A 25,225-nucleotide genomic window follows, 5' to 3' on the forward strand; every position below is an offset into this window, starting at 1 on the left:
GGTTCGTTGGAACGGCATAACGAAATGGCTTCAAAGCGCCGAGGTCAATGCTTAATTTGGAAATTAGAATTTGCGGGGCGCTCAGTTTATGACTAAATAACCTTATGCGCTGGCGAATGATTTTCCTCATCTCGGCGGCTATGAACGTAGCCTTGGCTGCGGCCTGGTATTTTTCCATCGGGCGGCCGTCGTCGAGCACCTATTCCATCAGCATCCCTTTCGGATCATCGGCTTCCACCACCAATCTAATCAAGACCAACATCGTCGTCCGTCGCCAGTTCTTCACGTGGCGCGAAGTGGAATCGTCCGACTATCCCACGTACATCGCCAACCTGCGCGACATCGGTTGTCCGGAACAAACCATTCGCGACATCATCGTGGCCGACGTCAATCAACTTTACGCGCAAAAACGCGCCACTGAAATCATGACCGCCGACCAGCAATGGTGGCGCTCGCAACCCGACACCAACCTCGTGGCAGCGGCGGCCGCCAAACTTCGCGCCCTCGAAGCGGAGCGGCGCGCGCTCCTGACCCGCCTGCTGGGTCCAAACTGGGAACCGCCTGAGTTGACCGGTGTTTTCACCAACCTTCCACCCTCGAAAAGTGGCGTGGTGCTTAACGGCCCGGTTCTCGGCGCTCTCTCAGCAGAGACCAAGGAAGCCGTGCAAGCCATCAGTGCGCGGGCGGCGGAGCGGGCGCAGGCGTATCTCGAAGCGCAACGCGCCGAAGGCAAGTCACCCGATCCCGCAGAACTGGCACGTCTCCGCCAGCAAACGCGCGATGAACTCTCGCGCATCCTGACGCCGCAACAGGTTGAAGAATTCCTCCTGCGCTATTCCGCCAATGCCGCCACTCTCCGCAATGAACTGCGCGGCTTCGATGTCACCCCGGATGAATTCCGCAATCTTTTCCGCGCGCGCGATGCCATCGATCAGCAGATTGCGCTTTATTACAGCGGCGACGACCCCGCCAGCTTGCAACAACGCAAACAATTGGAAGCACAACGCGACGCAGCCATGAAGCAAGCGCTGAGTCCCGACCGCCTCGAACTCTATCAGCTCAGCAAAGATCCCGGCTTCCAGCAGGCGCAGGCGACAGCGCAGAAATATGGCACGCCGCCGGAGGCCGTTCTGCCGCTTTACCGCATCAACCAAGCCGTCGAACAGGAGCAGCAACGCATCCGTACCGATCCTACCCTCAGCGCTGAACAACGGCTGGAACAATTACAGGCGGTGCGCGCCGACCATGAAAAATCCCTGCTCGCCATTCTGGGCGAAGATGGCTTCAAACGCTACCAGCAGGAAACTAATTCCGCTCCTTCAAGAACACCGTGAGCGAATGCAAACCGATCGTGATGGTCGCCCTCGCTCAGATGACTTGTTTCCCTCCCGTGCCTCGCCCCGTGGAATAAACGCTTCGGGAACTCCGGCAGTCACGCGAGCTATTCCACGGGGCAAGCCCCGTGGAATAAAGGCTTCAGGAACTCGCCACGTCAGGATTGCTATTCCACGGGGCGAGCCTAAATTCACCGCCTCATGAACAACGAGTTGAACGAACAAGTGCAGGCTGCGGCGGGCTGGATCAAAACTTTGCGCGCCGAAATTGGCTGCGTCATCGTCGGACAGGAACAATTGGTGGAGCGACTGCTCGTCGGCCTGCTCGCCAATGGGCACGTGCTGCTCGAAGGCGTACCCGGTCTCGCGAAAACCCTTTGCGTCCGCACGTTGGCCGCGGCAGTTCAGGCCTCGTTTCATCGCATCCAGTTCACGCCCGATCTGCTGCCCGCCGACATCGTCGGCACGCTGATCTACAATCCGCAGGACGGAAAATATCACGCGACGAAAGGTCCGGTCTTCGCCAACTTCGTCCTCGCCGACGAAATCAATCGCGCGCCAGCCAAGGTGCAATCGGCATTGCTGGAGGCGATGCAGGAACGCCAGGTCACGCTAGGAGGCGACACGATGCCGCTGCCGTCTCCGTTCCTCGTGCTCGCGACAGAAAATCCCATCGACCAGGAAGGCACATATCCGTTGCCCGAAGCGCAGGTGGACCGTTTCATGTTCAATGTGGTGCTGGATTATCCGTCGTTCGATGAAGAGCGAAGAATTCTCGACCGCATGGCGTTCACGGCGCCGGAAACCCAGATTAAACCCGTCGTCACTGCCGCCGAGATTTTGCAAACGCGCAAGGTCGTGGATCAAATCCACGTGGACGAGAAGGTGCGCGATTACATCGTGCATCTGGTGTTCGCCACGCGCCGACCGGAGCAATACAAGCTGGACGTGAAACATTTCATCCAGTTCGGCGCGTCACCGCGCGCGACGATTTACCTGACACTGGCCGCCAAGGCGTGGGCGTTGTTGCAGGGCCGCGCTTATGTCACACCCGAAGACGTGAAGAGCATCGGCCCGGATGTGTTGCGGCATCGCATCATCCTCACCTACGAAGCCGAGGCGCAGGCGGTGACAAGTGACGCTATCATCAACAAAGTTTTCAACACCGTGCCCGTGCCGTAAAATAAACGAAGAAGAAAACGAAAATGAAATCTGTTTGTCCTCGAACTGTTAACCCGCAACCCACATCGTATGCGTCTGCTATTTAGTCTAGCCTTAGTAATCGGCGGCATTTGTCTTTGTCTCCTTGATACACTTGCCCGCGCGCTCACGAACGCCCCCACGTTGTCCTACTATAAGAAGCAGCTCCAGTCATTTCCTATAAAGGAAACATACAGCAGAACGGAACTCGCCGACGCGGTTTGGCAAGTGTGGACGAATCAAGTGACTTTGCCGGATCAGAGCATGTATACTGTGGCCGACTTGAAGGAGGCGGTGGTCAGACCCTTGGTAGGGACTCACCAAGATTCCTGTGACCGGGGCGTATTCGAGCACGCAATCGGGAAAGTTGTAGGTTATGGGGGGCGTTCAGACACAAGGCCGGCAGTCTCCGGTTTTTTTGCCATGCTCGTCGGAGCATTTTTACTTGGGGGAGTTCTCTTCCCCGCCCGAAGCAAGAAGCGTCATGAAAGTGCCATCTAACAATCGAAGAGCTTTTAGCAAGATGTAGGATGACAGTCACCGAACTGCTTGAATCCGTCCGCCGCGTGGAGGTGCGCACCAACCGCATCGTGAACGACATGATGGTCGGCGCTTACCTCAGCCATTTCAGGGGCCGCGGCATGGACTTCGAGGAACTGCGCGAATACATGCCCGGCGACGACGTGCGCGACATTGACTGGAACGTCACCAATCGCATGGGGCGGCCGTTCGTGAAGCGTTTCCGCGAGGAACGCGAACTCACGATGGTGCTCGCGCTGGACATCTCGGCGTCGTCGGCGTTCGGATCATTGCGCCGCAGCAAGCGGGAATTCGCCGCCGAGATCGCCGCCACGCTCGCCATCTCAGCCACGCGCAGCAGGGACAAAGTCGCGCTGCTGCTGTTCACGAACCAGATCGAATTGTTCCTGCCGCCGCGCAAGGGACGTCGCCACATACTCCGGGTGATCCGGGAAATGCTTTTCCACGAGCCGAACCAGCGCGGCACAGATATTCCGGCGGCACTGACCTTTTTGAATCACGTCGTCCGTCGCCGCGCCATGGTTTTTCTGCTGACGGATTTCTTGCATAGCTACGGCGATGCGCAGCGTTGGAGTTCACGCTTTAGCGTGCTTCCGGACAAGCTGAAGCTTGAACTCCAACCCCAGCGCGACGTGATTCAGGAGTTGGGCCTCACTAACTCGCGGCACGATCTCGTGTGTCTGCACCTGCACGACCCACGCGAAAGCTCGTTACCCGACGCCGGCCTGTTGACCATTGAAGACGCGGAGACGGGCGAGTTGTTGGAAATTGATTCCGCCCGATCCACGGTGCGCGAACGGTTCGCGCGCACGAACGCCGACCGCCTGGCGGAACTGGATCGCGCGTTGAATCGCGCCGGAGTCGAGACGCTACGCTTCAACACCGCCGAACCGTTTGCTCAAACACTGCAAAGTTTCTTTGAGCTGCGACGAGGGAGGAGAAGGGGATGAGCATCGGAGGTCAGACGTCAGAAACCAGAAGTCAGAAGCCGCTCCGCCGTGCGGCTTGGTTTGGAATTCGGATGTTATGCAGCCTGCCTTTGGTTGCGTGCGCTCAACTCACCAACGACATCCCACCGCTGCGCCCGCCCCATGCCGAAATCCCACCGACGTTTTGGGAGCAACACACAGCGGGTGTCTGCATCGCTGGATTGGCTGTGCTCCTGATCGCCGGGTTGGTAGTGTGGCTCGCGCTGCGACCGAAGCCGCCAGTCATCGTTCCGCCGGAAGTTCAGGCGCGAAACGAGTTGGCAGGGCTGCGCAACCTGACCGAAGACGGTGTGGTCTTGAGCAAGGTGTCGCAAGCTGTGCGCCGCTATTTCGCCGCAGCTTTCGCTTTGCCGCCGGGCGAGTTCACCACTGCGGAGTTTTGCCAGGCCATTACGGCGAATGAACAAATCGGATCGGAGCTTGCGACTTCCACTGGCGATTTTCTGCGTCGCTGTGATGAGCGCAAGTTTGCGCCGTCAGTTGGTGGGGCGACAATTGGCGCGCCCGCCCGGGCCTTGGAACTCGTTGAATTGGCCGAAGCCCGTCGGGCGGGAAGAAAAGTTGATAGTTGATAGTTGAGAGTTGATAGTTGGGACTATCAACCATCAACTAAGCAGCGCGTGAGCGAGAGCTTCCAGTTTCAATATCCGTGGGTGCTGGCGTTGCTGGCGTTGTTGCCGGTTTATGCTTTGTTTGTCGGGAGCGCGGGCAAATTGTCGGCGCTGCGATTTCCGGGCGCGGAGATTGCCCGGGCGGCGGGTGTGGCGGCGCGTGCGGCGGCCGGGCGCTTATTGTTGTTTCTCCGATTGCTAACGGTGGCTTTGCTCATTGTCGCGCTGGCTGGACCGCGTTTTGCGAACGACCGCACCGAAACGCAGGTCAGCGGCGTGGACATCATGCTGGTGCTCGATTTGTCGTGGTCCATGATGGCGCTCGACATGGGCAAGCCGGGCGAGCGCGTGTCACGCTTTGACATTGCATCGTCCGTGATCGAGGACTTCATTCGTCGTCGGCCCAATGATCGCATCGGGTTGATCGCTTTTTCCGCCGTGCCGTATGTGGTCAGCCCGCTGACGCTCAATCACGACTGGCTGGCGCGGGGGTTGAATCGGTTGCATGTGGGAATCATTCGCGAACTCGGCACTGCCATCGGCGACGCCGCTGCCGCAGCGGCCAAGCGGCTCAAATCCGTGAAGGACAGCAAGAGCCGCATTATCATCCTGCTGACCGACGGCGACAACAACAAAGGCGAGATTGATCCCGTGCCCGCCGCGCAACTCGCCGCTGCGTTGGGGGCAAAGATTTACACCATCGGCATCGGAATTGAAGAGCCGTGTCAGTTGCCCAAGTTCAATCCCGCCACGGGAAAACTGGAACTCGATCCGAACGGCAACGCAATTCCGACGCTCACCTTGCAACCCGCCAACTACACGGTGCTCGACAAAATGGCGAAACTTGCTCGCGGGCGATCTTATCGGGCCAAAAACCGGAGCGAGCTGCAAAACATCTACGACGAAATTGATCAGCTTGAACGCACGGAGGTGAAGCTGCGACGCTTCACAACTTACACGCCACTGTTCCAATGGCCGCTGCTGGTGGCACTGGGATTGTTCGGGCTGGAACTGGCGCTGGCCAACACCAGAATGCGGAGGGTACCGTGAAGATAAAAATCCGAAATCCGAAATCCGAAATCCGAAACAAATCCCAATTCCGGATTTCAAATGAAGGAAACAGGTGCGCTGGGTTTGGAGCATTCGGATTTCGGCATTCGCATTTGTTTCGGATTTCGAGCTTCGGATTTCGGATTTTCTTCCCATGAACTTCGCCCTACCTCAACTCGCCGAACCACGCTGGCTCTGGCTCGCGGTGCTCGGCCCTTTGTCGCTTGTGGCATTGCATCGTTACTCGGCCTGGGCGCGACGGCGGCAGCTTGCGCAACTGGCCGCGCCGAAATTCCTCGGTGACCTGACGCGGTCGCACAGTCCGGCGCGACGCGCGTTCAAGCACGCAGTGCTCGTGCTGGCCATGGCGGGCATCGGATTGGCGCTCGCACGACCGCAATGGGGCGAACAGGAAAACGCCGGACAATCGCTCGGCGAGGACATCATGTTCGTGGTGGATTGTTCACAGAGCATGTTGGCGGCGGACGTGACGCCGAATCGGCTGCAGCGCGCGAAGCTGGCCATTCTGGATTTCGTGCAGCGCCGAGGGCGCGGGCGTGTCGGGCTGGTGGCATTCGCAGGGCAGGCATTCCTGCAATGCCCGCTGACGTTTGATTACGGCGCGTTCGAGGACGCGCTGACTGCATTGGACGAGAAAACGATTCCGGTGCCGGGCACGGACATTGGACGCGCACTGAACGAGGCGTTTCAGGGAATGGAAAAGCTCGATCGCCGCAAGGTGATGGTGCTGATCACAGACGGCGAGGATTTGGAGAAGGGCGGCATCCGTGCGGCACAAGACCTCGCAACCAACGGCGTCGTGGTATTCACGCTCGGCGTCGGCACTCCGGCGGGCGCGCAAATCCAGGTCTTGAACGAGCAAGGCAAGCCCGCGTTCCTCCGCGACTCAAAGGGCGCGATTGTGCGCAGCCGTTTGGATGAAGCGACGCTGCGGGCAGTTGCCCAAGCCACGCGAGGAAGCTATCATCCGCTTGGACCGGTGGGCGAAGGATTGATCGAAGTGAGTTCGGCGATTGAAACAATGGACGTGAGGGGAGATTCGGCGCGAGCGCGGCGATTTGCCATCGAGCGGTTTCATGTTCCAGTTGCGGCGGTGCTGTTGTTGGTCGTGATGGAATCGTTGATCGGAACCCGGAGACGTGCATTGACGAAAGTGGTTTCGGCTGGCCTGGCATTGGCGTTTGCCGCGTTCGGACCAAATTCATTTGCCGAATCGAGCGCCGATCGATCAGTCGCGCAGGGGTTGGCGGACGCGAAACAAACGATTCCGGTTACGCCGCTTGCCCCGTGGAATACCTGGCTCCAAGCTGACGCCGCTGCGCGAGTTGTTTATTCCACGGGGCGCGAGTTCTTCAATGCGGGCACTCGCAAGCTGAAGGACGAGCAATGGCGCGATGCAGAGCCGTTGTTTGAATCGGCCCTGGCGAGCCAGAAGGAAAATCTCCAACCGCCGACGCTTTACAACCTCGGCCTCGCGCGTTTTGCGCTGGGCGTGGACGAGTTGAAAAAATCTCCCGCCGGTAAAGCGACCGCTGCGAAGGCGCAGGCGACGGCGCTCGCCGCCGACGGAGCGGTTCAAGCGGCGACCGAGGCGCTGGCAAGCCAGGATTTGCAGAAGATGCTGGCAGCGTATCGGCGCGGACGAGGCGTGCGTCGGGAACTCAAGGCCGCAACTGCCGCGGTTCGGCGCGCAATGGAAGTGCATGGGAACGTTCTGGCGAAATGGCAGCGCGCTTCGGGAGATTTCAAAAGCGCGGTCGAGTTGAAGAACGATTACGCCGATGCCCGGCATAACGCCGATGTCGTGGATCGCCACATCGCTAAACTCGTGGATAGTTTGCGTGAATTGCAATCTGCGAAGATGTGCCTTGCCCAGAAGAGTGGTGCATTGGGCGAGGCATTGAAGGCGCTTAAGGGCAAGCTGCCGGCCCCGGACGGAAGTCCTGGGCCGGGTGAGGACGAGGACGATGAGCCATTCGGACCAAAGCCGGGAACACAGGAACCGCCCGGACGTGAAGGCCAGGAGATGAAGATTTCACCAGAGCAGGCGGGGCAACTGCTCGACGGTTTCAAATTGGGCGGCGATGCGCGACTTCCGATCGCTCAGGGAATTGAGGGCAGGCCGAAAGACCGAACGGGGCGAACCTGGTAACAACAACCAATTAAAAATGCAAAATGAAGAATGCAAAATGCCGGGCCGGAGGACCCGCGCTATTTTCATTTTTCATTTTTCATTTTTCATTTTTCATTGCGCTGGCGCGCAGCTTTCCAACGCGCCTGACCCGTTGATCACGCTGATGCAGTCACAACCTCCGATCATCACCGCGGCACCGACGCAAGTGGTGGCCAGGTTCGACCCCCCGCTTGTTCGGGTGGGCGAAGAAGCCACGTACCGCGTGGCTTTGGACGCGCTGCTCGACTCCATCGACTGGCCTGACAAAACGCCGGCCTCAGGTGGATTACAACTGCATCCGAGCGCGCGGGGACAGACCTTTCGAGTGTTCGGCCAAACTCTGCGACCGTTCAGCGCCTTCAATTTTCGCGCGAGGAGCGAGCAGCCCGGCACGTTTACGATTCCGGCATTTACAGTTCAAGCCTATGGCCGGCCGGTTCGCATTCCCGCCGCCCAATTGCAGGTCGTGGCCACAAATACGATCGGTTCAATGACCTCACCCCGGCTCGCATTGCAAATCCTGGCCACCAACATCTTCGTCGGGCAATCGGTGAAAGTGCGCGTGACGGTAGCCGGCATGCCGCCGGGTGTGGTTCAGGGTTTGTCGCAAATGGAGATCAGGGAGGACGGGGTCATGATGGATCGAAGCCTCACGCGGCAGCGCATTGAAACGCGAACGGTGAACGGCACAAACATCGCGACCTTGATTTACGAGACCGAGATCATTCCCATTACCGTCGGGGAACTTCCGCTCGCTGCGCAGGGTTTTCTGTCAGACAATTTGTTTGGTGGATCAATTACGATCACGGGTTCGGTCACCGTCGCCACTTTGCCGCCGACCTTGACGCTGGTTGACTCCGATCCGGTAACGGTGCGGGTTCGTCCGCTGCCGAGGAAGGGTGAACTGCCGGGATTCAACGGGGCCATCGGAAGTTTTGCCATCGACCCGCCGACGCTCGCCTCCAACGCTGTCCGGGCAGGCGACCCGGTCAAGCTGATCGTCACGATTCGCGGCCAGGGTAATCTCACCCGGTTGCTGCCACCCACGCCACCGCAGTCAGGAGGTTGGCAGCTTTTTGCCGCGAGCAGCGACAACGCAATCCCGCAACTGATCCAGGCGCGGGGCTTCGCCACATTCATCTTCACACTGATCCCGACCTCCGTGGACGTGCGTGGCACTCCCCCGATGCCGTTCAGCTACTTCGACCCCGACCGCGCCGTTTACGCAGACCTGACGATCCCGTCCGTGCCGCTGACAGCGAAGCCCAGTCAACAACCAACCGATACTCAGGCCGTAGCGCAAGCGGAGGCGCCGCCGGCGCGCCGTGAGAAGGAACTGCGCCTGAGCGAACTGGCGACCAAACCCGGCGCAACTACTGTTAGCCTTGTGCCGTTGCCGCTGCGAAAATGGTTTCCGTTTTTGCAAATCGCTCCCGTGCTGGGATTCCTGGCGCTGTGGGGATGGGATCGCCGGCGACGTTTTCTTGAACGGCATCCGGACATTGTGGTGCGGCGACGGGCGCGACGCGAATTGCGCCGGGCCAGACGCCAACTCCGAAACGCTATCAGCCAAAGTGACGCGGCAGGGATCGCGAGTTGCGGCGTGAAAGCAATGCGTGTGGCGGTGGCACCACACTTTCCGGCAGAACCGCGGGCCTTGGTTGGCGCGGATGTTTTGTCGTTGCTGAGCGAAAAGGATCAAAAAGGCCGGGCGGGCGCAACCGTCCGTGAACTGTTTGATAAAGCGGACGCGGCCCGATTCAGCACCAAGCCGGCAGCTTCGAGCGACCTGCTGGCTGGACAAACTGAAATCGAGCGCGTGCTCGACCAACTGGAGGAGAAGTTGTGACCGCCGTGCTTCGGATGGCAATTCTCACAGTCACGCTTCTGGGCCTTGGTCTCTTCAACGGCTCAGGTCAGTCCCCGGAGGAATGCTTTCAACGTGGCACTGAGGCGTATCGCGTCAAAGATTTCATTGCAGCCGCAAGCGCTTTTCGTGAGTGCGCCCAACGACAGCCCGGCGCCGGCGCGTTGCAGAATCTCGGTCTGGCCCAGTGGCAGAACGGCAACGTGGGCGAGGCAGTGCTCGCTTGGGAACAGGCGCGCTGGCTCGATCCGGCCAACCGCGCGGCAAAATCAAACCTGGAGTTTGCTCGGAAGAACGCGCAACTCGCATCGCCTGAACTGGCGTGGTATGAGGTGCCCTCAACCTGGCTCTCCGCGAATGCATGGGCGTGGATCGCGAGCCTGGCACTGTGGTTTACCGTCGGCATCATTATCGTTCCGGGAGTTTTGCGAAAACGTCGCACGAACTTACAGCAGGCGTTGGCAGCCGCCGGGCTGGTGGCGCTGCTCCTCAGCGTTCCCGTGCAGGTCGGCGTCTGGACACGTTCGCACCTCGGATTTGTGACCGGCAAAGGCGTGGCTCTGCGACTCACTCCCACGCTTGAGGCCGAGACCTTGACTCAGCTTGCACCGGGAGAGCCTGTGCGTTGGGTGCGAAAGCGAGGGAATTACTTCTTTGTCCGGACGAGTCGGAGCGCTGGCTGGTTGGAGAAAAAAGAGTTGGGGCTGGTTTGTCCGAGATAGAATGATTGCCATAAGGGATTTCAAGAAAGAAAAAAAGCATCCCCTCACCCGACCTTCGGCCACCCTCTCCCCATCCGATGGGGAGAGGGACGGAGTGAGGGGGTGTCGTTCTAACTGGAAAAGCGAGCATCCAGCCCTCTTAGAATTTATTCGTGTGTTTCATACCTTTCGCGGTTAAGAATCCCGCCCATGGCAAAACATCGCATCGGTATCATCGGCGGCAGCGGGCTTTACAACATCGAGGGCTTCACGAACCAGAAATGGGTGAAGCTCAAAACTCCATTTGGTGCGCCGTCGGATGAGTTTCTCACCGGCACGCTTGGCGGACGCGAAGTTGTTTTCCTCCCACGCCATGCTCGCGGCCATCGCATCCTGCCGAGCGAGTTGAATCACCGCGCCAACATCTGGGCGATGAAGCAGCTCGGCGTCGCCTGGATCATCAGCGTCAGTGCCGTCGGGTCGCTCCAGAAGAAATACAAGCCATGCGACATCGTGCTCATTGACCAGTTCCTCGACCGAACCAAGCGCGATTTCGAACACACGTTCTTCGGACGCGGTATCGTCGGGCACATCGCTTTCGCCGACCCGATCTGCGAGGAATTGCGGCAGTTGCTCCTGAAATCCGCTCGTGCCCAGAAGGCCCGTGTCCACGACGGCGGCACGTACGTGAACATGGAAGGCCCGGCCTTCAGCACTCGCGCTGAATCCATCACCAACCACAAGCTGGGCTACGACGTCATCGGCATGACGAACCTCGGCGAGGCCAAGTGCGCCCGCGAAGCCGAGATCGCCTACGCCACGATGGCAATGATCACCGATTACGATTGCTGGAAGGTGGACGAAGCACACGTGACCGTGGAAATGGTCATCGCCAATCTGATGCGCAACGCCGCCACCGCCAAGGCCATCGTGTTGGACGTCATCCCACGAATTCCGCAGAAACCCACCTGGCCCTGTCACGAGGCGCTCCATAACGCCATCCTGACTGACAAGAAGCTCTGGCCGGCAAAAACGAAGAATGAACTTGCGCCGCTGTTGAGGAAATATCTCTGAAACACCAATCCATGCTTCTTAGCGTTAATCGCTCTTCTCACCCGACAACTCCATTCGGACATTGAACCCGCTGGGAATTCCTCTACACTGGCGGACATGGGCAAAACCAAAATCCCTGCGACCGGCGAAGGTTATCTCGGCGAAATCATGGTCCATCGACTTTCCCGCACGACGGGCGTGGTGGAAAACGTAATCGAAGCCAACGCCGGGTGGCCGCCGCAAATCACGTTGAAGCTCAAGGACGGTTCCGTAAAAAAGGGCAAGCTCAGCGATTTCCGCGAGCCAAGCAACACCGAGCGGGCAAGCTTCTCCGCCGCTTGACGAGTTACCCGTCCGACGTAGAGCCTGGGCGTCTCCCGGGCGGAACCAGTTACCGAATGATCGCGCGGCATTGAGCACCCTGCTGGCCAGGTCCGGGCGGCCAGAAGCACGCCTGCTCCCGCACGCTGAGCGCTTCCGATATCAAAGGATTCAATCCTGCATCAATGCCAGTCAGGGCCATAATCCGCAGGGAATCTGCAAAGTCGGCGGGATGCAGACCGGCGGTCTCATCGCCCGCGAGCGCGCGATGATTGGCGTCTATGATGGCTTCAAAAAGGCGCATTACGTCAATGGCGCAACAACGCAGTAAAACCTGCCTGTTCAAAATGCTGGTCGGACGTGAGCGCGTCCGACAATCTGCGTTCCTTCATCACGACAAATGAAATGCAATCCGTCCAACTCCATTCTTTATCGATCCGCTCGCGAAACAAACTCCAACCTTGGGCTGCGATCTCCTCCGTCACCGGCACTATTTCCACCCGCGTGGAATTCTGAAGCGAATCAATCAACCGGATGGCGTCGCGCCTTACTCTGGTCTTTGCGAGCGCACTGCCAACCTCCAGCAACACGGCCCGTGTTGTCACCACCCCAATCTTCCCATGCTCGACCGAGACCGCCAATTCCGTCGCCCGGCGGTGATGTCCATCGTTCGCTTGGGCCAGCGCAATCACGTAGGAGGAATCGAGGAAGAAAGGATTACCAGGCATTCTTTTTATCTCCGTAGAGATAGTCGTCGAGATGCTCCGACAAGTCAGGCGGCCCATCCAAGTTCATTGACATGGCGATTTTCATCCACTCATAAGGCTCGCCGGTCTTTTTAACTTCCGTTGCCGATGCGCTGAGCGACTCGACGTAATGCAGCACTTCCTCCTGCTTCTTCGGCGGGAGCGCGGCGACTTTTTCCCGAATGGCTTCCGTGGTGCTCATAAACTTCGGCCACAGGTTACCTCCGACAACCTGAAATAGCCAGCGCAGCGTTGATTGGTGTCAATGATGGCTTCAAAGAGGCGCATGAACCTATCAAAGAATTAAGGCCATTTCCGCGAGTCCTTGGCAGAACGAACAAAAACCTTATGGCTGATATATTCAGATTCAGATCTGTCCGCTTGTGTTCGAAGCCGAAAGGCGTGAACGGCCCCAGCGGGCAACTCTTCGCTTACTCGGCTTTCGGTCCGTGTGTCAATAAGGTTTCCCCCTCGGTCGAAGTATTGAACTTCTAACTGAACGTCCTTCCAACCGTAAGGACTGTCGTTTCGGAGTGTTCCGATTGTTGAAATGAAGTTGCCGTTGGTAGAGGTACTAAAATGGATCTTTGAATCCACCACCACGAGTTGGTTTTGGTAAATCCTGAAGTCTCGACCATGCCCGAAAAGACTTTCCAACCAAAACAGCCCGCCAAAGATCATCAGCAAGAGCGGTAGGAAAGCCAGCCACATCTGTAGTGTTGGCGTTAGTAACGGCCGACGTTGCACATGGCGACAATGAGGACAAACCTTGGCTGCAGCGCGAATCACTTCTGCGCACATCGGACAGATTTTAGTTTCTAGCTGCAAGTCCATACACTGAGAGTACCGTCACACTCGCGCTGGTCGAATCGGAGAGTTCAGCTCGCCTCTAGGTTGTGACCGCGTCGCTCTTTTTTGGTCTCCCAACAAAGAAATAAATCAACGCGCCCAAAAAATGCGTGAAGATGATGACCACCACCCAGATCAGTTTCTCCATGTCTCGCAAACCTTTGTTCGTCAACGCATGAATCAACATCCAGATCCAAAAAATGGTGGTGAGCAAACCAATCACAAATATCGGAAACAATAGCAGCAATTCCCATCCACCCATGAATCCCGCAATCATATTATTCCTTTCGTTTAGAGTTTATTCGTCGCTCTTCTCACCCTTCCCCATGGCCTTCCTGAGCGCGGGGACTTGCTCCAACAGCTTTTCAAATTTCACACCGGTCAAGCTCTCCAGCACCGGTGGCAATTGGCTGATGATCGTGGTCACGTCGCCGGTCAGCTTGCTCGCGCCACCGCCAGGGCCGGGGCCGGCATTGATGATGACCATCTTCTCCGTCTTCGACAGCGGTTCGCTGATCCGACCCGCGACCTCCGGCAGCACGCGCACAATCATCTCGATGACCGCCGCTTCGTTGTATTGCTTGAACGATTCCGCTTTGACACGCATGGCTTCGCCGGTTGCCTTGCCTTGCGCTTCGATGACGGCAGCCTCAGCCAAGCCGCGCGCCTTGTTCGCGTCGGCTTCCGCAATGCCGGTCGCTTTGACCACGTCGGCGCTTGCAAAACCCGTGGCCTTCGTCGCCGATGCCGCGCCAGCCGCCTCGGTTTCGAGTTGGAATTTCCGCGCGTTGGCCAGCGTCTCGACTTTGTAACGTTCCGCATCGGCGGGTTTTTGCACCATCGCTTCGAGCTCGCGTTGTTTGCGGAGGATTTCCTGTTGTTGCAACTCGATTTGCTTTTGCTTCTCGATGATCTGTACCTGCACCTCTTCCGCCTTGACGAGCTGGCCGGTCTTGAACTTCTGCAAATCATACGCAAGGTCGGCTTGCGCCTTTTGCACGTTCACCGTCGCCTGATATTGCGCCACGTTCGATTGATAATCGCGTTGCGCTTCGGCAATTTTGGTATCCGCCAGAAACTTGGCTTCCTGCCCGGCCTGCGCCGCCTGGGCTGAACGGATCATGGAATCACGGTCCGCCTCAGCCTGACCAATCTGGGCGTCGCGTTTGACCTGGGCGATGCGCGGTTTGCCGAGCGCTTCGAGATAGCCCTGCGTGTCGCGGATGTCGCGAATCGTGAAGCTGACAATGCCAAGACCCATGTTGGCCATGTCGCCGGCGGCGACTTCCTGGACCTTGGAGGCGAAGGCGTCGCGGTTCTGGTAAATCTCCTCGACGGTCATCGTGCCGAGAATCGCGCGCAAATGGCCTTCGAGCGTTTGCATGGCGATGTTCTTGATCTCCTCAACACCCTTGCTGAGAAATTGCTCGGCCGCGGTGGCGATGGAAATGTCATCGCCCTTGACCTTGATCTGCGCCACTCCATCGACTTTCACAGGCACGCCCTTGCTCGTATAAACTTCCGGCGTTTGCACATCGATGGTCAGCAGTTCCAGTGAAAGGATGTCCACCTTCTCAATGACCGGGACCACAAACGTGCCGCCGCCTTTGACGATACGGAAACCGCGCACGCTTACCGTACCGTCCGGATCGGTGAACTTGTGTTTGCGCCCGGAGACAACGAGGACTTCGTTCGGGCCGACCTTCGTGTAGCGGCTGGCCCAGACCATGATGAAAATGAAAATGACAATGACGATGCCGACGATGGCAACTGCGGCGACGCCCCAGCCACCGGGGATGTTGAGTTGAGCGAGTAGCGGAAGTGTATTCATCATGATTTAGAGTTGAAGGTTCAGGGTTGTGAGTTGAAACAAATCCATCAGGCGACCGTCACATAAAATTGTGTGCCTACAATGCGGCTGATTTTGACGACTTTGCCATTGGGGACAGCGTTGCCGCTTTCGGTTCGGGCGGGGGCGGTGTACCGGCTCCCACTCTGGATGTAGGCGATTTCCCCCACGCCATTTTGCGGAATGGGCGAAATAATGGTCGCATCAAGTCCGACCAAAGTGGCCACGCGCGACTCACTGCTGCTCTGAGTTTTGCTGAACACCGCGCGAAACAACCAAAACACCGCAAGCGCAATTCCGAAACCGCCGAGCGTCGCGAGCGGCGCGCTGATCCACGGACTCTGGGTCGCGCCAAACTTGGAGAAGATCATACCGAAACCGCCAAATGCGGTGATGAACGCTGCAATCGTCGTCGGGCTGATCGGTGAAAAGCCTGGCATGTCCTGGCTGTCAAAGCCCGCCTCGGCGTGACCCTCCGCGCCACCGCCCATATCCGCGTGGACATCATGCCCGCCAAACGCGTGACCCACGAAAGCGCTAACGATGGTAAACAGCAACCCGACGCCGAAACAGATGAGGTAGATGAAGAAAAGGTCCATAAGTTCTCCGGTGTTAGTTGCTCGTTAGTTAAAAGACATCCGCCAAGTCTAGCAAGCCCGAAAGCGCGTCCAGGCCGTCAAACAACAACTCCACAACGCCGCAGCCGACGTCCCACCACCAAGATAGTTGTGAACCTCCGGAGTGATCTGAATACAATTTGGATGTTGCCCGACGGTTCATACTTCACGAGTAGCAAACTACATCCGCGCGCGGGTTTCATTTATAATTTGGCCGTGTGTTTGTAGCAGTTGAACAACACGCAATAGTTACTGGAGGCGATCAACAAGCATTCTGTTGACAGGCCAAATGCCTGTTCTACCCTCGCGCTCATGCAATCCCATGAACTCCTGCGCGAAGTTTTTCAACAGTGCAGCGCCAAACAGGTTGCCGCCGACCTGGGCCTTTCGCTCTCGATGATTTACAAATGGGCCGAGCCGGACGAGAGCGGCGGCAGCGGCACGGCCAACCCGCTTGACCGCATCGAGGCGCTGCTGCGTTCCTGCAACGATCAGCGGATTGTGCAGTGGATTTGCCAGCGGGCTGGCGGTTTTTTCATCGTGAATCCCAAGACCGGTCGGCCGCACGCCACGTTCCTGATTCCCGCCACGAACAAGATCGTTCAGGAATTCGCGGATTTGCTGGCCGTGATCGCCGCCGCCGCCTCGGACAATGAGATCAACAACAGTGAAGCCGAAAAAATCCGCGCACGCTGGGAGGACTTGAAAACCGTGACGGAAGGATTTGTTGTTTGCTGCGAACAGGGAAACTTCGCGCCGCTGCGGGAAAAACAACCGTCGCTTAACTCAAGGTAAGAGCTTCGGACGCGGACGCCATGCGACGGTTTCATGCGAGAACATTTTTCGCGGGGTTAATCTTGTGCCTGGTCGCCTTCACCGCCTGTGTCACCGGCCCGTCCATCGATCCCCAAAGGTTGAAAGGCATCGTGCTCGACGACACTCAAGGAGAAAGGAGAGGCCCGTGGGTTGAGGTTTCCACAAACGATGTCCGACATCTCGGCGTTGGCTTTTTGCAAGACAACGATGCGAACAAAGGCGAGGTGAGCCTCGTTTACACACCGGACATTCCTGAAAATGGCGACTACGAAATCATACTGATTTCTCCGCCGCATGAAAATCGTGCCCGCAATGTCCCTGTCACAATCGCCGTCCAGAACCTTGCCAGGGTCACACTTTCGGTTGACCAACGCACCAAGGCCAACAAGGGTTTTGCGCGGTTGGGCACGTTCCGATTGCCAAAAGGAAAACTGACCACGGTCACGGTTTCCAACGCGGGCACGAAAGGTTTTGTGGTGGCCGACGGAATTCAATTTGTGCCGGTAAAAAAGCGGGGCTTCCAAGGGCAGAAGAAATAATCAGCAGATCAAACGGACGACCCAAAGCAGGCGGGTCCTTTGGAAACGAACTCCTTCAGCCCACACCGCTACCTTCCCTTGTTCACCTGCGCCGCCCAACGCTCGTACTCAGCCAGGCAATCTTCAGGACTGGCAAACTTTTTCCAAACCACCCGCGCTTTGAAACCATAGTCCTTGTTCTGCTCGACATTGTGGATGACGTATTGGAAATCCCAGGCCGGGCGTTGCCTCTTCGGCAGTTTGAATTTGAAAATGCTGAAACGAATTTCGTCTTCCGTAGCGAAGGCTTTGTTGAACATGATGATGAAGACCATGTCGTTCGCGGCGCGTCCGAAGTAAAACGGTTTGGTATAACGCGGATAATCGTAGCTCCAGAGGTTCAACTTGAAGTTGTGATCGGTGTCGTATTCGAAGTCCGCGGCCTTCTGTTGACGATATGTCCCGCCGCCATTCCAGTCCGGATGTCCTTTGGGTCCGTCGGCAGAAATCCATTTCTCCTTCGCATCAGGAGCCTCGACGCCGAGAAAGTGAAGCCGCACGTCCGCCACGTCGTTCATGTAGTCGGCAAAAAAGAAAATGGCGTAGCCGCGTTTGCCAAAAGCGCTGCTTTTGTGCGGCGTGCACTGGAAATCCACATCGATGTAATGCGGCGCGGTCACCGTGTACTTCAGCGTGTTCGAGACTTCCCAGGGACAATCCTCGCGCAAGCGTTGCAAAACGGCGGAGCGACCGTCCTTCAGGCGGTAGAGCGTGTATCTCCCGTGACGCGGCGCGAAGGCGCTGGCCACGAGATGATGTGCTCGAAATTCAAACCCGCGGACGCGCCTGGCGAATCGGGATCATAGGCGTCGAAGTTCTGTGCGGCGCGGGTGTTGAAAAGGGAATCAACGCCGCTCAGGATTTTGGGCGATTGGGAATTGTCGCGAAAGAGCACTCGCAAATCGCCCTGGACAATTTCCGCCGTTTCCACTTTCTCGCCGTCAATTTCCACCGCGCCAAGGCGTACAGCCACCAGACTGACAGCAAACAAAAATAGCAGGCGCTTCATGATCGTCACAGTCGGTTGGTTGAGTGCGAGTATGAGGACACTCCGGCAAATGTGTCAAGCTGGCGGCCTGCTTTTCAAAAAACCAGCCTCACAACCGTGCAGATTTTGAGGACGATGAATTCCACAAGTATGAGTTGCAAACCGTTTGAGCGATTTGCATTGGGCGGTCTGCTGGCAGGCTTCGCCCAAGGTTTGGAGGAAGCGCGTGCGGTCGGCATCGTCCTGGAAAATCGGCTCCCACCGATCCCCACGATTCATGACATGATAAGTTGCCCGCGGATATTCCACTCGTAACTTGTGGGCCACGATTGGGGCGTTGTCGGCGAGGAAGATCGTCAGGAGAACGAGTTGTCGCTCTAACAGGGCTTTCGTCTCCTCTCGGTCTATCACACAAAAAACGGCACGAAATTCTGGATCATCACCGAAGCAAATCGCGCGGTCACGACCGTGTTGATGCCGGAGGATTATTGATTCACACGGCCTCGTTCTTATGAACGAGGTCTTTTTTGTTGGATGGGAATCTTGCTGGATACCGATAGTCAGGAAAGTTTGGATTCGTCGAAAGCAAACCTCCACCTCAGCTTATCCCGGTTCACTTCGCCAAATGAAAATGATTCCCCATCAAACACAACGCATGAACCTGCCAACCCGTCTTCTTGCATACCTCGCCGAGAGTGTCCAGAAAGCGCTCCCGACCTTGTCGTCTTTGAAAATATCTTCCCGGCGGTCGCCGCGATTCATGACATGATAAATCGCTCCCGAATATTCCACTCGTAACTTGCGCGCCATGGATGGAAAAGTGAACCGCCCATCAACAGTTGTCAATACCAAGAACCGACCCCTTTACAGGCAATCCTCCGGACTGACAAACTTTTTCCACACGACGCGCGCTTTGAAACCATAGTCCTTGTTCTCCTCGACCTTGTGAATGACGTATTGAAAATCCCAGGCTGGCCGTTGCTTCTTTGGTAATTTGAATTTGAAAATGCTGAAACGAATTTCATCCGCGACCACGAAAGATTTGTTGAACATGATGATGAAGACCATGTCGTTGGCGGCGCGTCCGTAATAAAACGGCTTGGTGAAACGTGGATAATCATAGCTCCAAAGGTTCAGTTTGAAATTGTGGTCCGCGTCGTATTCGAGATCCGCCGCATTCTGTTGACGATACGTTCCGCCGCCGTTCCAGTCCGGATGTCCTTTCGGGCCGTCGGCGGAAATCCATTGCTCCTTCGCATCAGGGGACTCGACGCCGAGAAAGTGAAGCGGCACGTCCGCCACATCGTTCATGTAATCGGCAAAAAAGAAAACCGCCCAACCGCGCCCGCCAAACATGCGGCTGTTGTGCGGCGTGCAGCGGAAATCCACATCGATGTAGTGAGGCGCGGTCACCGTGTACTTCAGCGTGTTCGAGACTTCCCAGGGACAATCCTCGCGCAAGCGTTGCAAAACGGCGGAGCGACCGTCCTTCAGGCGGTAGAGCGTGTATCTCCCGTGACGCGGCGCGAAGGCGCTGGCCACGTGATGTGCTCGAAATTCAACCCGGCGGACGCGCCCGGCGAATCAGGATCATAAGCGTCAAAAACCTTTGCGGCGCGCGTGTTGAACAGCGAATCAACGCCGCTCAGAATCCTGGGCGATTGGGAGTTGTCACGAAAGAGCACGCGCAAGTCGCCCTGGACGATTTCCGTTGTCTCCACTTTCTCGCCGTCAATTTCGACAGCCATCGCGTTTCCAGACATCACTACTGCGAAAAGTGAAAACAGAAGTCGTTTCATGGTGGTTCGTGGGTATTGTTTGGAGGAAATTATCAAGACGCCCACCAGAGCTGTCAAGTTGCGGGGGATGTTCCAAATGAACTTCACAACGATTACAATTTTGAGGAAACTGGACCTCCGAGTTATGATCTCGAGATCAATCATCCAATTCTCACTTGGTTGTTTTGTCATCGTCTGCGCAACCAAATCGCATGCTGCGGTAACCATTGAAGCCGACGTGTGCGTCTATGGCGGGACCGCAGGCGGCGTGGTGGCCGCCGTGCAAGCGGCGCGCATGGGCAAGACCGTCGTCGTGGCGGAATTTGGCAATCATCTGGGCGGCATGACTTCGGGCGGGTTGGGGGCGACCGATATCGGCAACAAGGCGGCCATCGGCGGTATCGCGCGCGAGTTTTACCAGCGCGTGGCGCGCCATTACGCAAAGCCGGAAGCGTGGCCGCTCGAAAAACCGGAGGAGTATTTCGCCAAGGGTGCGGGCCGAAATAAACTTGATGACTTGAAGCAGCCGGACGCAACGATGTGGACCTTCGAGCCGCACGTGGCCGAGAACATTCTGCTCCAGATGACCCAGGAGGCCAAAGTGCCTGTCCACTTCCAGCAACGTCTTGCCCGCGCAAAAAGGAACGCAGGTCGCATTGTGGAAATCACGATGATGAACAGCAACGTCTTTCGCGCGAAGATGTTCATCGATGCGAGCTACGAAGGCGATTTGATGGCGAAGGCGGCGGTCACTTTCTCGGTCGGGCGCGAAGCCAATGCGCAATTCAACGAGACACTCAATGGCGTGCGGGCGGTCACGCCGAAACACCAGTTCACCGTGCCTGTCGATCCCTACGTCAGACTGGGCGATCCGACCAGCGGCTTGCTGCCGTTGATTCAGAACGGACCCGTCGGGCAAACCGGCACAAGTGATCGTTGTGTGCAGGCTTACAATTTCCGCCTTTGTTACACGAAAAATCCGCTGAACCGTCTCCCACACCCGCGACCGGAAAAATATGATGAAGGCAGATACGAACTGCTCGACCGTTACCTCGACGCGCTTGTCGCGGCCGGTCGCACGCCCAAACTCAGCGAGTTTTGGAATCCAATCTGGATGCCCAATGGCAAGACTGACATCAACAACAACGGCGGGTTCTCCACGGATTTCATCGGCATGAACTTCAATTATCCGGACGCCGACTACTTCACACGCGCACGGATTTGGAGGGAGCACGCGGATTACATTCGCGGGTTTGTGTATTTCCTCGCCACCAGTCCGCGCGTGCCGGAAAACCTGGGCAAGGAAATGCAGGAATGGGGACCGGCCAAGGACGAGTTTGCAGACACCGACCATTGGCCGCATCAACTCTACGTTCGCGAAGCGCGCCGCATGATGTCGGACTATGTCATGACGGAGCACAATTGTCGTGGTGACACCAAGGCCGAAGATTCCATAGGGCTCGCCGCGTATGGGATGGATTCGCACAACTGCCAGCGCATCGTGAAGAATGGACGCGTCGAAAATGAGGGCGACGTGGAGGTCGGCGGCTTTTCGCCCTACCCCATTGCCTACCGCTCGATCGTTCCCAAAGCCGGCGAGTGTGAAAATCTCCTCGTGCCCGTTTGCCTGTCGGCCACGCACATCGCGTATGGATCGATCCGCATGGAGCCGGTGTTCATGGTGTTGGGTCAATCCGCTGCGACGGCAGCCTGCTTCGCCATTGACGAAAACACTTCCGTGCAGAAGGTGGATGTCAAAAAGCTGCAAACAAGACTTTTGGCCGACAAACAAATCCTCGAATGGAAAGGCAAGCCGCCAGCCAAACGAAGAAAGTGGAGTTTGAAGTTCGAGTGAACTCCCGCAATCACTTTATGAATTTCTTTCGCTTGCATGTCGGACTCTTCCCTCTGTGGAGCGTTGCCTTGATACTGATATCCTTCCTCCTCTTCGCGTCGGTCGGATATTCAGCGCAGATCGTTGCCTTTCCGGGCGCGGAAGGTTTCGGACGGTTCGCCACGGGTGGACGTGGCGGAGACGTTTTCATCGTGACGAACTTGAGCGACTCCGGTCCCGGTTCACTGCGTGAAGGATTTCGTTCCGCGACCGGACCGCGGACGATTGTGTTCGAAGTTTCGGGAACCATCGAACTCAAGAAAAAGTTGGTGCTGGATAAGTCCTCCATCACGATTGCGGGCCAGACGGCGCCCGGCGACGGGGTCACGCTCAAGGATTACACCTTCCAGATCAAGAACGCCACGAATGTGATCGTCCGATACTTGCGCTGCCGCCTCGGTGATCAGAACAAGGAGAAAGGCGCGAAAGGCGGCGACGACACGCTCAACACCGACGATATCGACCGCGTGATTCTGGACCATTGCTCGCTGAGTTGGGCCATCGACGGCACTCACGATCTTCGTCGCGGTGGCAACTTTACCCTGCAATGGTGCATCCTCAGCGAGGCGCTGAACCAGAGTCTGCACAACAAGGGCGAGCACGCGATGTGCGCCTCGTATCGCGACCTGTCCGGCAACATTTCCCTCCATCACAATTTATTTGCGACATGCCGCGACCGTCACCCGACCCTCGGCAGCGCGCAAGCACCGCCCCGCTACATCGTCGATTTCCGCAACAACGTCATCTACAACTGGAGCGCCGGTGGCACCGCCAACTTCGCCGACCATTTCATCAACTGCGTCAACAATCTCTTCCGTCCCGGCCCGATGACTGATCCAGCAAGACTACCCATTGCCATGAAAGGCGGCCTGCCTGATCTGGCCAAAGGCCACATGAGCGGAAACGTGTTCGAGCAACGCGAAGACCTGACGCGCGACAACTACGCCGCCCTCGACTTCAAACGCTGGCTCAAGCCGCCGTCTAAATACTTGTATCGCGGCACCCTCGCCGACTGGAAGACGGACTCGGCGCCTGATCTCGGCGCCAACCTGCCGCAGACCCAATCGGCCACCGAATCCGCGGAACTTGTCTTATCGCGTGCCGGCGCCTCGTTGCACCGGGATGCGGTGGATCGACGTGTGATCGAGGATGTTCGCAATCGCCGGGGCAAATTGATCGATTCGCAAGATCAGGTGGGCGGCTGGCCCGTGCTCCGCAGCGCGCCGGCGCCGGCAGATAAGGATCGTGATGGAATGCCGGACGCCTGGGAGAAAGCGCACGGCTTGAACCCGAACGATCCGGCCGACCGAAATGCCGATCGGGACGGCGATGCCTACACCAACCTCGAAGAATACCTCAACAACCTCTGCACTCCGTAGCACACCAGCACTTCCCTCTCCGCCATCGGGGGAGAGAATCCACGAACCAAAGTAAGCGAATCGAGCCCCTGAACCCACCCCTTGCCCCTCCTCGCCCCGTGGAATAAACGCTTCGGGAACTCGGGAAGTCAGGATCGCTATTCCACAGGGCAAGGAGGGGAGCAGTGCGCGGTGGATTGTTCCCCTCCTGGGAGGCGTCAGGGGTGGGTGCTGCGGTGGCAGGTTCATGGGTGGCCGGGGTGAGGTAGTTTTCAATTCAGGTGAGGGTGTCGCGGCCTTGAATCCGCAATTCGGAATGTTGGTTGCGGGCAATGTCACGGCCAGCCGCAATCGCTTTGCTTTGCTGGCCGAAAACGTCGTCAGACGTTTGGTGCTTTTGGTACCAAATGCTCGCGGTGTGACAGCCGACACATTTGTTCTTCTCATGACGTGCGAGAGGAGAATGATTGAAGCGATCTCTTGCCGTAGATTCGGCCTCAGACGCCAAGAGTGGGTAAAGATTCGATGAACGTCGTTCCCTCAGGCTTCCACGGCTTATCGAGATTCTTTCGCTGGTTGACTTCCCAAACCTTCGCCTTGAAATCTGCTGCCATCTCGCGCCGCAGGAGAACAGTCCTGAGCCGGGAAGTTGAGAGGAGTTGCCTTTGCTTCTCTTCCCAAAACTGCCCGGAAACGTGTCGCAGGAACCCGCAAATCCGCGAAAACACCGCTTCCTTTGCGAGATCAGATGCAGTCGAGATCCCCTGGGTGACCTCCCGCACGTCACCTGTCGCAAGAAACTCCTTCGCGTCGAAAGCCTCCAGAAGTTGCGGACAAACATGGGCAGTGAGCGGTCCATACTTCTGCACCAACATTTGAGACGCGGCTTCGACAAGCAATTCCTTCATGTTTGCCATCAACCGCCACGTTTGGTAGGTGTGGTTGGTGGCGAGATAAGCGTCCTGCTCTGACGGCGGACTTGTAAAGCTTCCACTCGCTTTCTGGATTTTCCCCGCTTTGACTCCTTCGTCGAGTCCTTCCTCACGATAACGTTGGGCGGAAGGAACGAAATGTTTGATAAACTGCCAAAGCAGAACTCCCAATAAGTACTGTGAAGCGTTGCCTTGTTGGCTTTCGAGCGTATCGCGCCTGCCGCTGTCGAAATCTCTTACTTCGGAGAACTTCCGCCAATGCAGATCCGTTGGTCGCATCGTAAATGCGATCTCGTAAACCTCGCTTTCGGCAAAGTAATGGGTGACGCGGTCGCCCGCGAGATCTGCGAACCCGATGAATGCGAGCCATGCCTTGGCAGCTTCTTGGTTGTCGATCACCCGTCCTCTTTTGCGGCCGGGATCAGGCTTGAACTCCATCGGTGGGAAGCCGACCACTTGCTTGAAAAACCTACTCCCTTCCGACGTAAGTGAATCCCACTCCCCCTCCTTGACCTGAAAGAACCAGCGCGGGGTCAGCGATGCGAAACCGGTCCTCAACTGCTTCTGTTCCCGATTGTTGGCTTTCAGGTTGCGCTGCGACATCGGGTTCTGATTGTTGGTCGCCTGCACGATCTGAGAAATGAACGTGGGCTCGTTTGTTTGGATTACTTTAACCTGGACGACACAGTTTTCCTCCAAATCTTCAAGGGAGACTTCCTTTGAACTGACAGCATTGTAGATGGACTTAACCGTCTGGAGACCGTTGACGATTTGAGCCCCAGTCAATCGTATACGGCCATCCTTGTCTCGCAGCGTGTAATGTCGGTGTAAAAGTCTTTCTGTAAATTGTCTTTCTTCTCTCCGCCTCCACCCCTCCGGGGTGAGGCGGAGCGAAGGCGAGCGTAGCGAGCCGAGCGCAGCCGAACCCCGGAGGGGTGGAGGCGCCCCCCGCGCGAAAAA

General features: G+C 57.3%; 26 protein-coding genes. 14 read left to right on the forward strand and 12 right to left on the reverse strand.

Features of this window, described 5'->3' with window-relative positions; all coding sequences use genetic code 11:
- The first annotated feature begins 104 nt into the window (after positions 1-104).
- From HY298_10480 to HY298_10525, 10 genes are all read left to right on the forward strand, one after another.
- Entirely contained in the window at positions 105-1,334 is a 1,230-nt protein-coding gene (locus tag HY298_10480) for a hypothetical protein (protein ID MBI3850680.1), read from the forward strand.
- 201 nt (positions 1,335-1,535) lie between these two features.
- Entirely contained in the window at positions 1,536-2,516 is a 981-nt protein-coding gene (locus HY298_10485) for a MoxR family ATPase (GenBank protein ID MBI3850681.1), read from the forward strand.
- Positions 2,517-3,064: 548 nt separating this feature from the next.
- Positions 3,065-4,024, forward strand: a complete 960-nt coding sequence (locus HY298_10490) for a DUF58 domain-containing protein (GenBank protein MBI3850682.1) — start codon at positions 3,065-3,067, stop codon at positions 4,022-4,024.
- A gap of 71 nt (positions 4,025-4,095) precedes the next feature.
- Positions 4,096-4,635 carry a hypothetical protein gene (locus tag HY298_10495; protein ID MBI3850683.1) on the forward strand — a complete coding sequence of 180 codons (540 nt, stop codon included), beginning with the start codon at positions 4,096-4,098 and terminating at the stop codon, positions 4,633-4,635.
- Positions 4,636-4,683: 48 nt separating this feature from the next.
- Positions 4,684-5,724, forward strand: a complete 1,041-nt coding sequence (locus HY298_10500; GenBank protein ID MBI3850684.1) for a VWA domain-containing protein — start codon at positions 4,684-4,686, stop codon at positions 5,722-5,724.
- 154 nt (positions 5,725-5,878) lie between these two features.
- On the forward strand, positions 5,879-7,897 hold the full coding sequence (locus tag HY298_10505; protein ID MBI3850685.1) for a VWA domain-containing protein: 2,019 nt from the start codon (positions 5,879-5,881) through the stop codon (positions 7,895-7,897).
- A 16-nt stretch (positions 7,898-7,913) separates the two neighbouring features.
- Positions 7,914-9,767 (forward strand): BatD family protein, encoded by a 1,854-nt coding sequence (locus HY298_10510; protein MBI3850686.1) that lies wholly within the window; start codon positions 7,914-7,916, stop codon positions 9,765-9,767.
- Positions 9,764-10,507, forward strand: coding sequence for a hypothetical protein (locus HY298_10515; GenBank protein MBI3850687.1), 744 nt, complete (start codon positions 9,764-9,766; stop codon positions 10,505-10,507). The genes HY298_10510 and HY298_10515 overlap by 4 nt, the downstream gene beginning before the upstream one ends.
- 189 nt (positions 10,508-10,696) lie before the next feature.
- Complete coding sequence (gene mtnP, locus HY298_10520) at positions 10,697-11,560, forward strand: S-methyl-5'-thioadenosine phosphorylase (protein ID MBI3850688.1); 864 nt, start codon at positions 10,697-10,699, stop codon at positions 11,558-11,560.
- 96 nt (positions 11,561-11,656) lie between these two features.
- The gene (locus HY298_10525; GenBank protein MBI3850689.1) at positions 11,657-11,881 is read left to right on the forward strand and encodes a hypothetical protein; all 225 of its coding nucleotides are present in this window, start codon (positions 11,657-11,659) and stop codon (positions 11,879-11,881) included.
- Between the two features lie 49 nt (positions 11,882-11,930).
- Here HY298_10525 and HY298_10530 read toward each other — a convergent pair whose 3' ends face one another.
- From HY298_10530 to HY298_10555, 6 genes are all read right to left on the reverse strand, one after another.
- Positions 11,931-12,164 carry a hypothetical protein gene (locus HY298_10530; GenBank protein MBI3850690.1) on the reverse strand — a complete coding sequence of 78 codons (234 nt, stop codon included), beginning with the start codon at positions 12,162-12,164 and terminating at the stop codon, positions 11,931-11,933.
- Positions 12,165-12,168: 4 nt separating this feature from the next.
- Complete coding sequence (locus tag HY298_10535) at positions 12,169-12,588, reverse strand: type II toxin-antitoxin system VapC family toxin (protein MBI3850691.1); 420 nt, start codon at positions 12,586-12,588, stop codon at positions 12,169-12,171.
- Positions 12,578-12,808, reverse strand: coding sequence for a hypothetical protein (locus HY298_10540; GenBank protein ID MBI3850692.1), 231 nt, complete (start codon positions 12,806-12,808; stop codon positions 12,578-12,580). The genes HY298_10535 and HY298_10540 overlap by 11 nt, the downstream gene beginning before the upstream one ends.
- A gap of 687 nt (positions 12,809-13,495) precedes the next feature.
- Positions 13,496-13,732: a PLDc N-terminal domain-containing protein gene (locus tag HY298_10545; protein MBI3850693.1), complete on the reverse strand. Its 237-nt coding sequence runs from the start codon at positions 13,730-13,732 to the stop codon at positions 13,496-13,498.
- Between the two features lie 21 nt (positions 13,733-13,753).
- Positions 13,754-15,289, reverse strand: a complete 1,536-nt coding sequence (locus HY298_10550; GenBank protein MBI3850694.1) for a flotillin family protein — start codon at positions 15,287-15,289, stop codon at positions 13,754-13,756.
- Positions 15,290-15,333: 44 nt separating this feature from the next.
- Positions 15,334-15,903 carry a hypothetical protein gene (locus tag HY298_10555; GenBank protein MBI3850695.1) on the reverse strand — a complete coding sequence of 190 codons (570 nt, stop codon included), beginning with the start codon at positions 15,901-15,903 and terminating at the stop codon, positions 15,334-15,336.
- A 330-nt stretch (positions 15,904-16,233) separates the two neighbouring features.
- On the opposite strand from HY298_10555, the gene HY298_10560 reads away from it, so the two are divergent.
- Together HY298_10560 and HY298_10565 are read left to right on the forward strand one after the other, a co-directional pair.
- The gene (locus HY298_10560; GenBank protein MBI3850696.1) at positions 16,234-16,716 is read left to right on the forward strand and encodes a hypothetical protein; all 483 of its coding nucleotides are present in this window, start codon (positions 16,234-16,236) and stop codon (positions 16,714-16,716) included.
- Positions 16,717-16,736: 20 nt separating this feature from the next.
- Positions 16,737-17,276: a hypothetical protein gene (locus HY298_10565; GenBank protein MBI3850697.1), complete on the forward strand. Its 540-nt coding sequence runs from the start codon at positions 16,737-16,739 to the stop codon at positions 17,274-17,276.
- Between the two features lie 68 nt (positions 17,277-17,344).
- Here the strand turns inward: HY298_10565 and HY298_10570 are convergent, their stop codons facing one another.
- From HY298_10570 to HY298_10585, 4 genes are all read right to left on the reverse strand, one after another.
- Complete coding sequence (locus tag HY298_10570; GenBank protein MBI3850698.1) at positions 17,345-18,064, reverse strand: hypothetical protein; 720 nt, start codon at positions 18,062-18,064, stop codon at positions 17,345-17,347.
- The gene (locus HY298_10575) at positions 18,013-18,324 is read right to left on the reverse strand and encodes a hypothetical protein (protein ID MBI3850699.1); all 312 of its coding nucleotides are present in this window, start codon (positions 18,322-18,324) and stop codon (positions 18,013-18,015) included. The genes HY298_10570 and HY298_10575 overlap by 52 nt, the downstream gene beginning before the upstream one ends.
- Before the next feature lie 843 nt (positions 18,325-19,167).
- Entirely contained in the window at positions 19,168-19,845 is a 678-nt protein-coding gene (locus tag HY298_10580; GenBank protein MBI3850700.1) for a hypothetical protein, read from the reverse strand.
- A complete protein-coding gene (locus tag HY298_10585; protein ID MBI3850701.1) occupies positions 19,794-20,102 on the reverse strand; it encodes a hypothetical protein in 309 nt (102 codons plus the stop codon). Before HY298_10585 ends, HY298_10580 begins: the two co-directional genes overlap by 52 nt.
- Before the next feature lie 124 nt (positions 20,103-20,226).
- Between HY298_10585 and HY298_10590 the strand changes: the two genes are divergently transcribed.
- Together HY298_10590 and HY298_10595 are read left to right on the forward strand one after the other, a co-directional pair.
- The gene (locus HY298_10590) at positions 20,227-21,936 is read left to right on the forward strand and encodes an FAD-dependent oxidoreductase (GenBank protein MBI3850702.1); all 1,710 of its coding nucleotides are present in this window, start codon (positions 20,227-20,229) and stop codon (positions 21,934-21,936) included.
- Between the two features lie 17 nt (positions 21,937-21,953).
- Positions 21,954-23,354: a pectate lyase gene (locus tag HY298_10595; protein MBI3850703.1), complete on the forward strand. Its 1,401-nt coding sequence runs from the start codon at positions 21,954-21,956 to the stop codon at positions 23,352-23,354.
- Positions 23,355-23,610: 256 nt separating this feature from the next.
- On the opposite strand, the gene HY298_10600 is transcribed toward HY298_10595, so the two are convergent.
- Positions 23,611-23,841 carry a DUF2188 domain-containing protein gene (locus tag HY298_10600; protein MBI3850704.1) on the reverse strand — a complete coding sequence of 77 codons (231 nt, stop codon included), beginning with the start codon at positions 23,839-23,841 and terminating at the stop codon, positions 23,611-23,613.
- The gene (locus HY298_10605; GenBank protein MBI3850705.1) at positions 23,831-25,051 is read right to left on the reverse strand and encodes an AIPR family protein; all 1,221 of its coding nucleotides are present in this window, start codon (positions 25,049-25,051) and stop codon (positions 23,831-23,833) included. The genes HY298_10600 and HY298_10605 overlap by 11 nt, the downstream gene beginning before the upstream one ends.
- Positions 25,052-25,225 lie beyond the last annotated feature (174 nt).

Source organism: Verrucomicrobiota bacterium, assembly GCA_016200005.1.
Classification (GTDB): Bacteria; Verrucomicrobiota; Verrucomicrobiia; order Limisphaerales; family PALSA-1396; genus PALSA-1396.

Bases quoted from the DNA above. Each gene is read 5' to 3' on its own strand.
- HY298_10480 (MBI3850680.1), top strand. From the start codon at position 105: ATGCGCTGGCGAATGATTTTCCTCATCTCGGCGGCTATGAACGTAGCC.
- HY298_10485 (MBI3850681.1), top strand. From the start codon at position 1,536: ATGAACAACGAGTTGAACGAACAAGTGCAGGCTGCGGCGGGCTGGATC.
- HY298_10490 (MBI3850682.1), top strand. From the start codon at position 3,065: ATGACAGTCACCGAACTGCTTGAATCCGTCCGCCGCGTGGAGGTGCGC.
- HY298_10495 (MBI3850683.1), top strand. From the start codon at position 4,096: ATGTTATGCAGCCTGCCTTTGGTTGCGTGCGCTCAACTCACCAACGAC.
- HY298_10505 (MBI3850685.1), top strand. From the start codon at position 5,879: ATGAACTTCGCCCTACCTCAACTCGCCGAACCACGCTGGCTCTGGCTC.
- HY298_10510 (MBI3850686.1), top strand. From the start codon at position 7,914: ATGCAAAATGAAGAATGCAAAATGCCGGGCCGGAGGACCCGCGCTATT.
- mtnP (MBI3850688.1), top strand. From the start codon at position 10,697: ATGGCAAAACATCGCATCGGTATCATCGGCGGCAGCGGGCTTTACAAC.
- HY298_10525 (MBI3850689.1), top strand. From the start codon at position 11,657: ATGGGCAAAACCAAAATCCCTGCGACCGGCGAAGGTTATCTCGGCGAA.
- HY298_10530 (MBI3850690.1), bottom strand. From the start codon at position 12,164: ATGCGCCTTTTTGAAGCCATCATAGACGCCAATCATCGCGCGCTCGCG.
- HY298_10535 (MBI3850691.1), bottom strand. From the start codon at position 12,588: ATGCCTGGTAATCCTTTCTTCCTCGATTCCTCCTACGTGATTGCGCTG.
- HY298_10540 (MBI3850692.1), bottom strand. From the start codon at position 12,808: ATGAGCACCACGGAAGCCATTCGGGAAAAAGTCGCCGCGCTCCCGCCG.
- HY298_10545 (MBI3850693.1), bottom strand. From the start codon at position 13,732: ATGATTGCGGGATTCATGGGTGGATGGGAATTGCTGCTATTGTTTCCG.
- HY298_10550 (MBI3850694.1), bottom strand. From the start codon at position 15,289: ATGATGAATACACTTCCGCTACTCGCTCAACTCAACATCCCCGGTGGC.
- HY298_10555 (MBI3850695.1), bottom strand. From the start codon at position 15,903: ATGGACCTTTTCTTCATCTACCTCATCTGTTTCGGCGTCGGGTTGCTG.
- HY298_10560 (MBI3850696.1), top strand. From the start codon at position 16,234: ATGCAATCCCATGAACTCCTGCGCGAAGTTTTTCAACAGTGCAGCGCC.
- HY298_10565 (MBI3850697.1), top strand. From the start codon at position 16,737: ATGCGACGGTTTCATGCGAGAACATTTTTCGCGGGGTTAATCTTGTGC.
- HY298_10575 (MBI3850699.1), bottom strand. From the start codon at position 18,324: ATGAAGCGCCTGCTATTTTTGTTTGCTGTCAGTCTGGTGGCTGTACGC.
- HY298_10585 (MBI3850701.1), bottom strand. From the start codon at position 20,102: ATGAAACGACTTCTGTTTTCACTTTTCGCAGTAGTGATGTCTGGAAAC.
- HY298_10590 (MBI3850702.1), top strand. From the start codon at position 20,227: ATGATCTCGAGATCAATCATCCAATTCTCACTTGGTTGTTTTGTCATC.
- HY298_10595 (MBI3850703.1), top strand. From the start codon at position 21,954: ATGAATTTCTTTCGCTTGCATGTCGGACTCTTCCCTCTGTGGAGCGTT.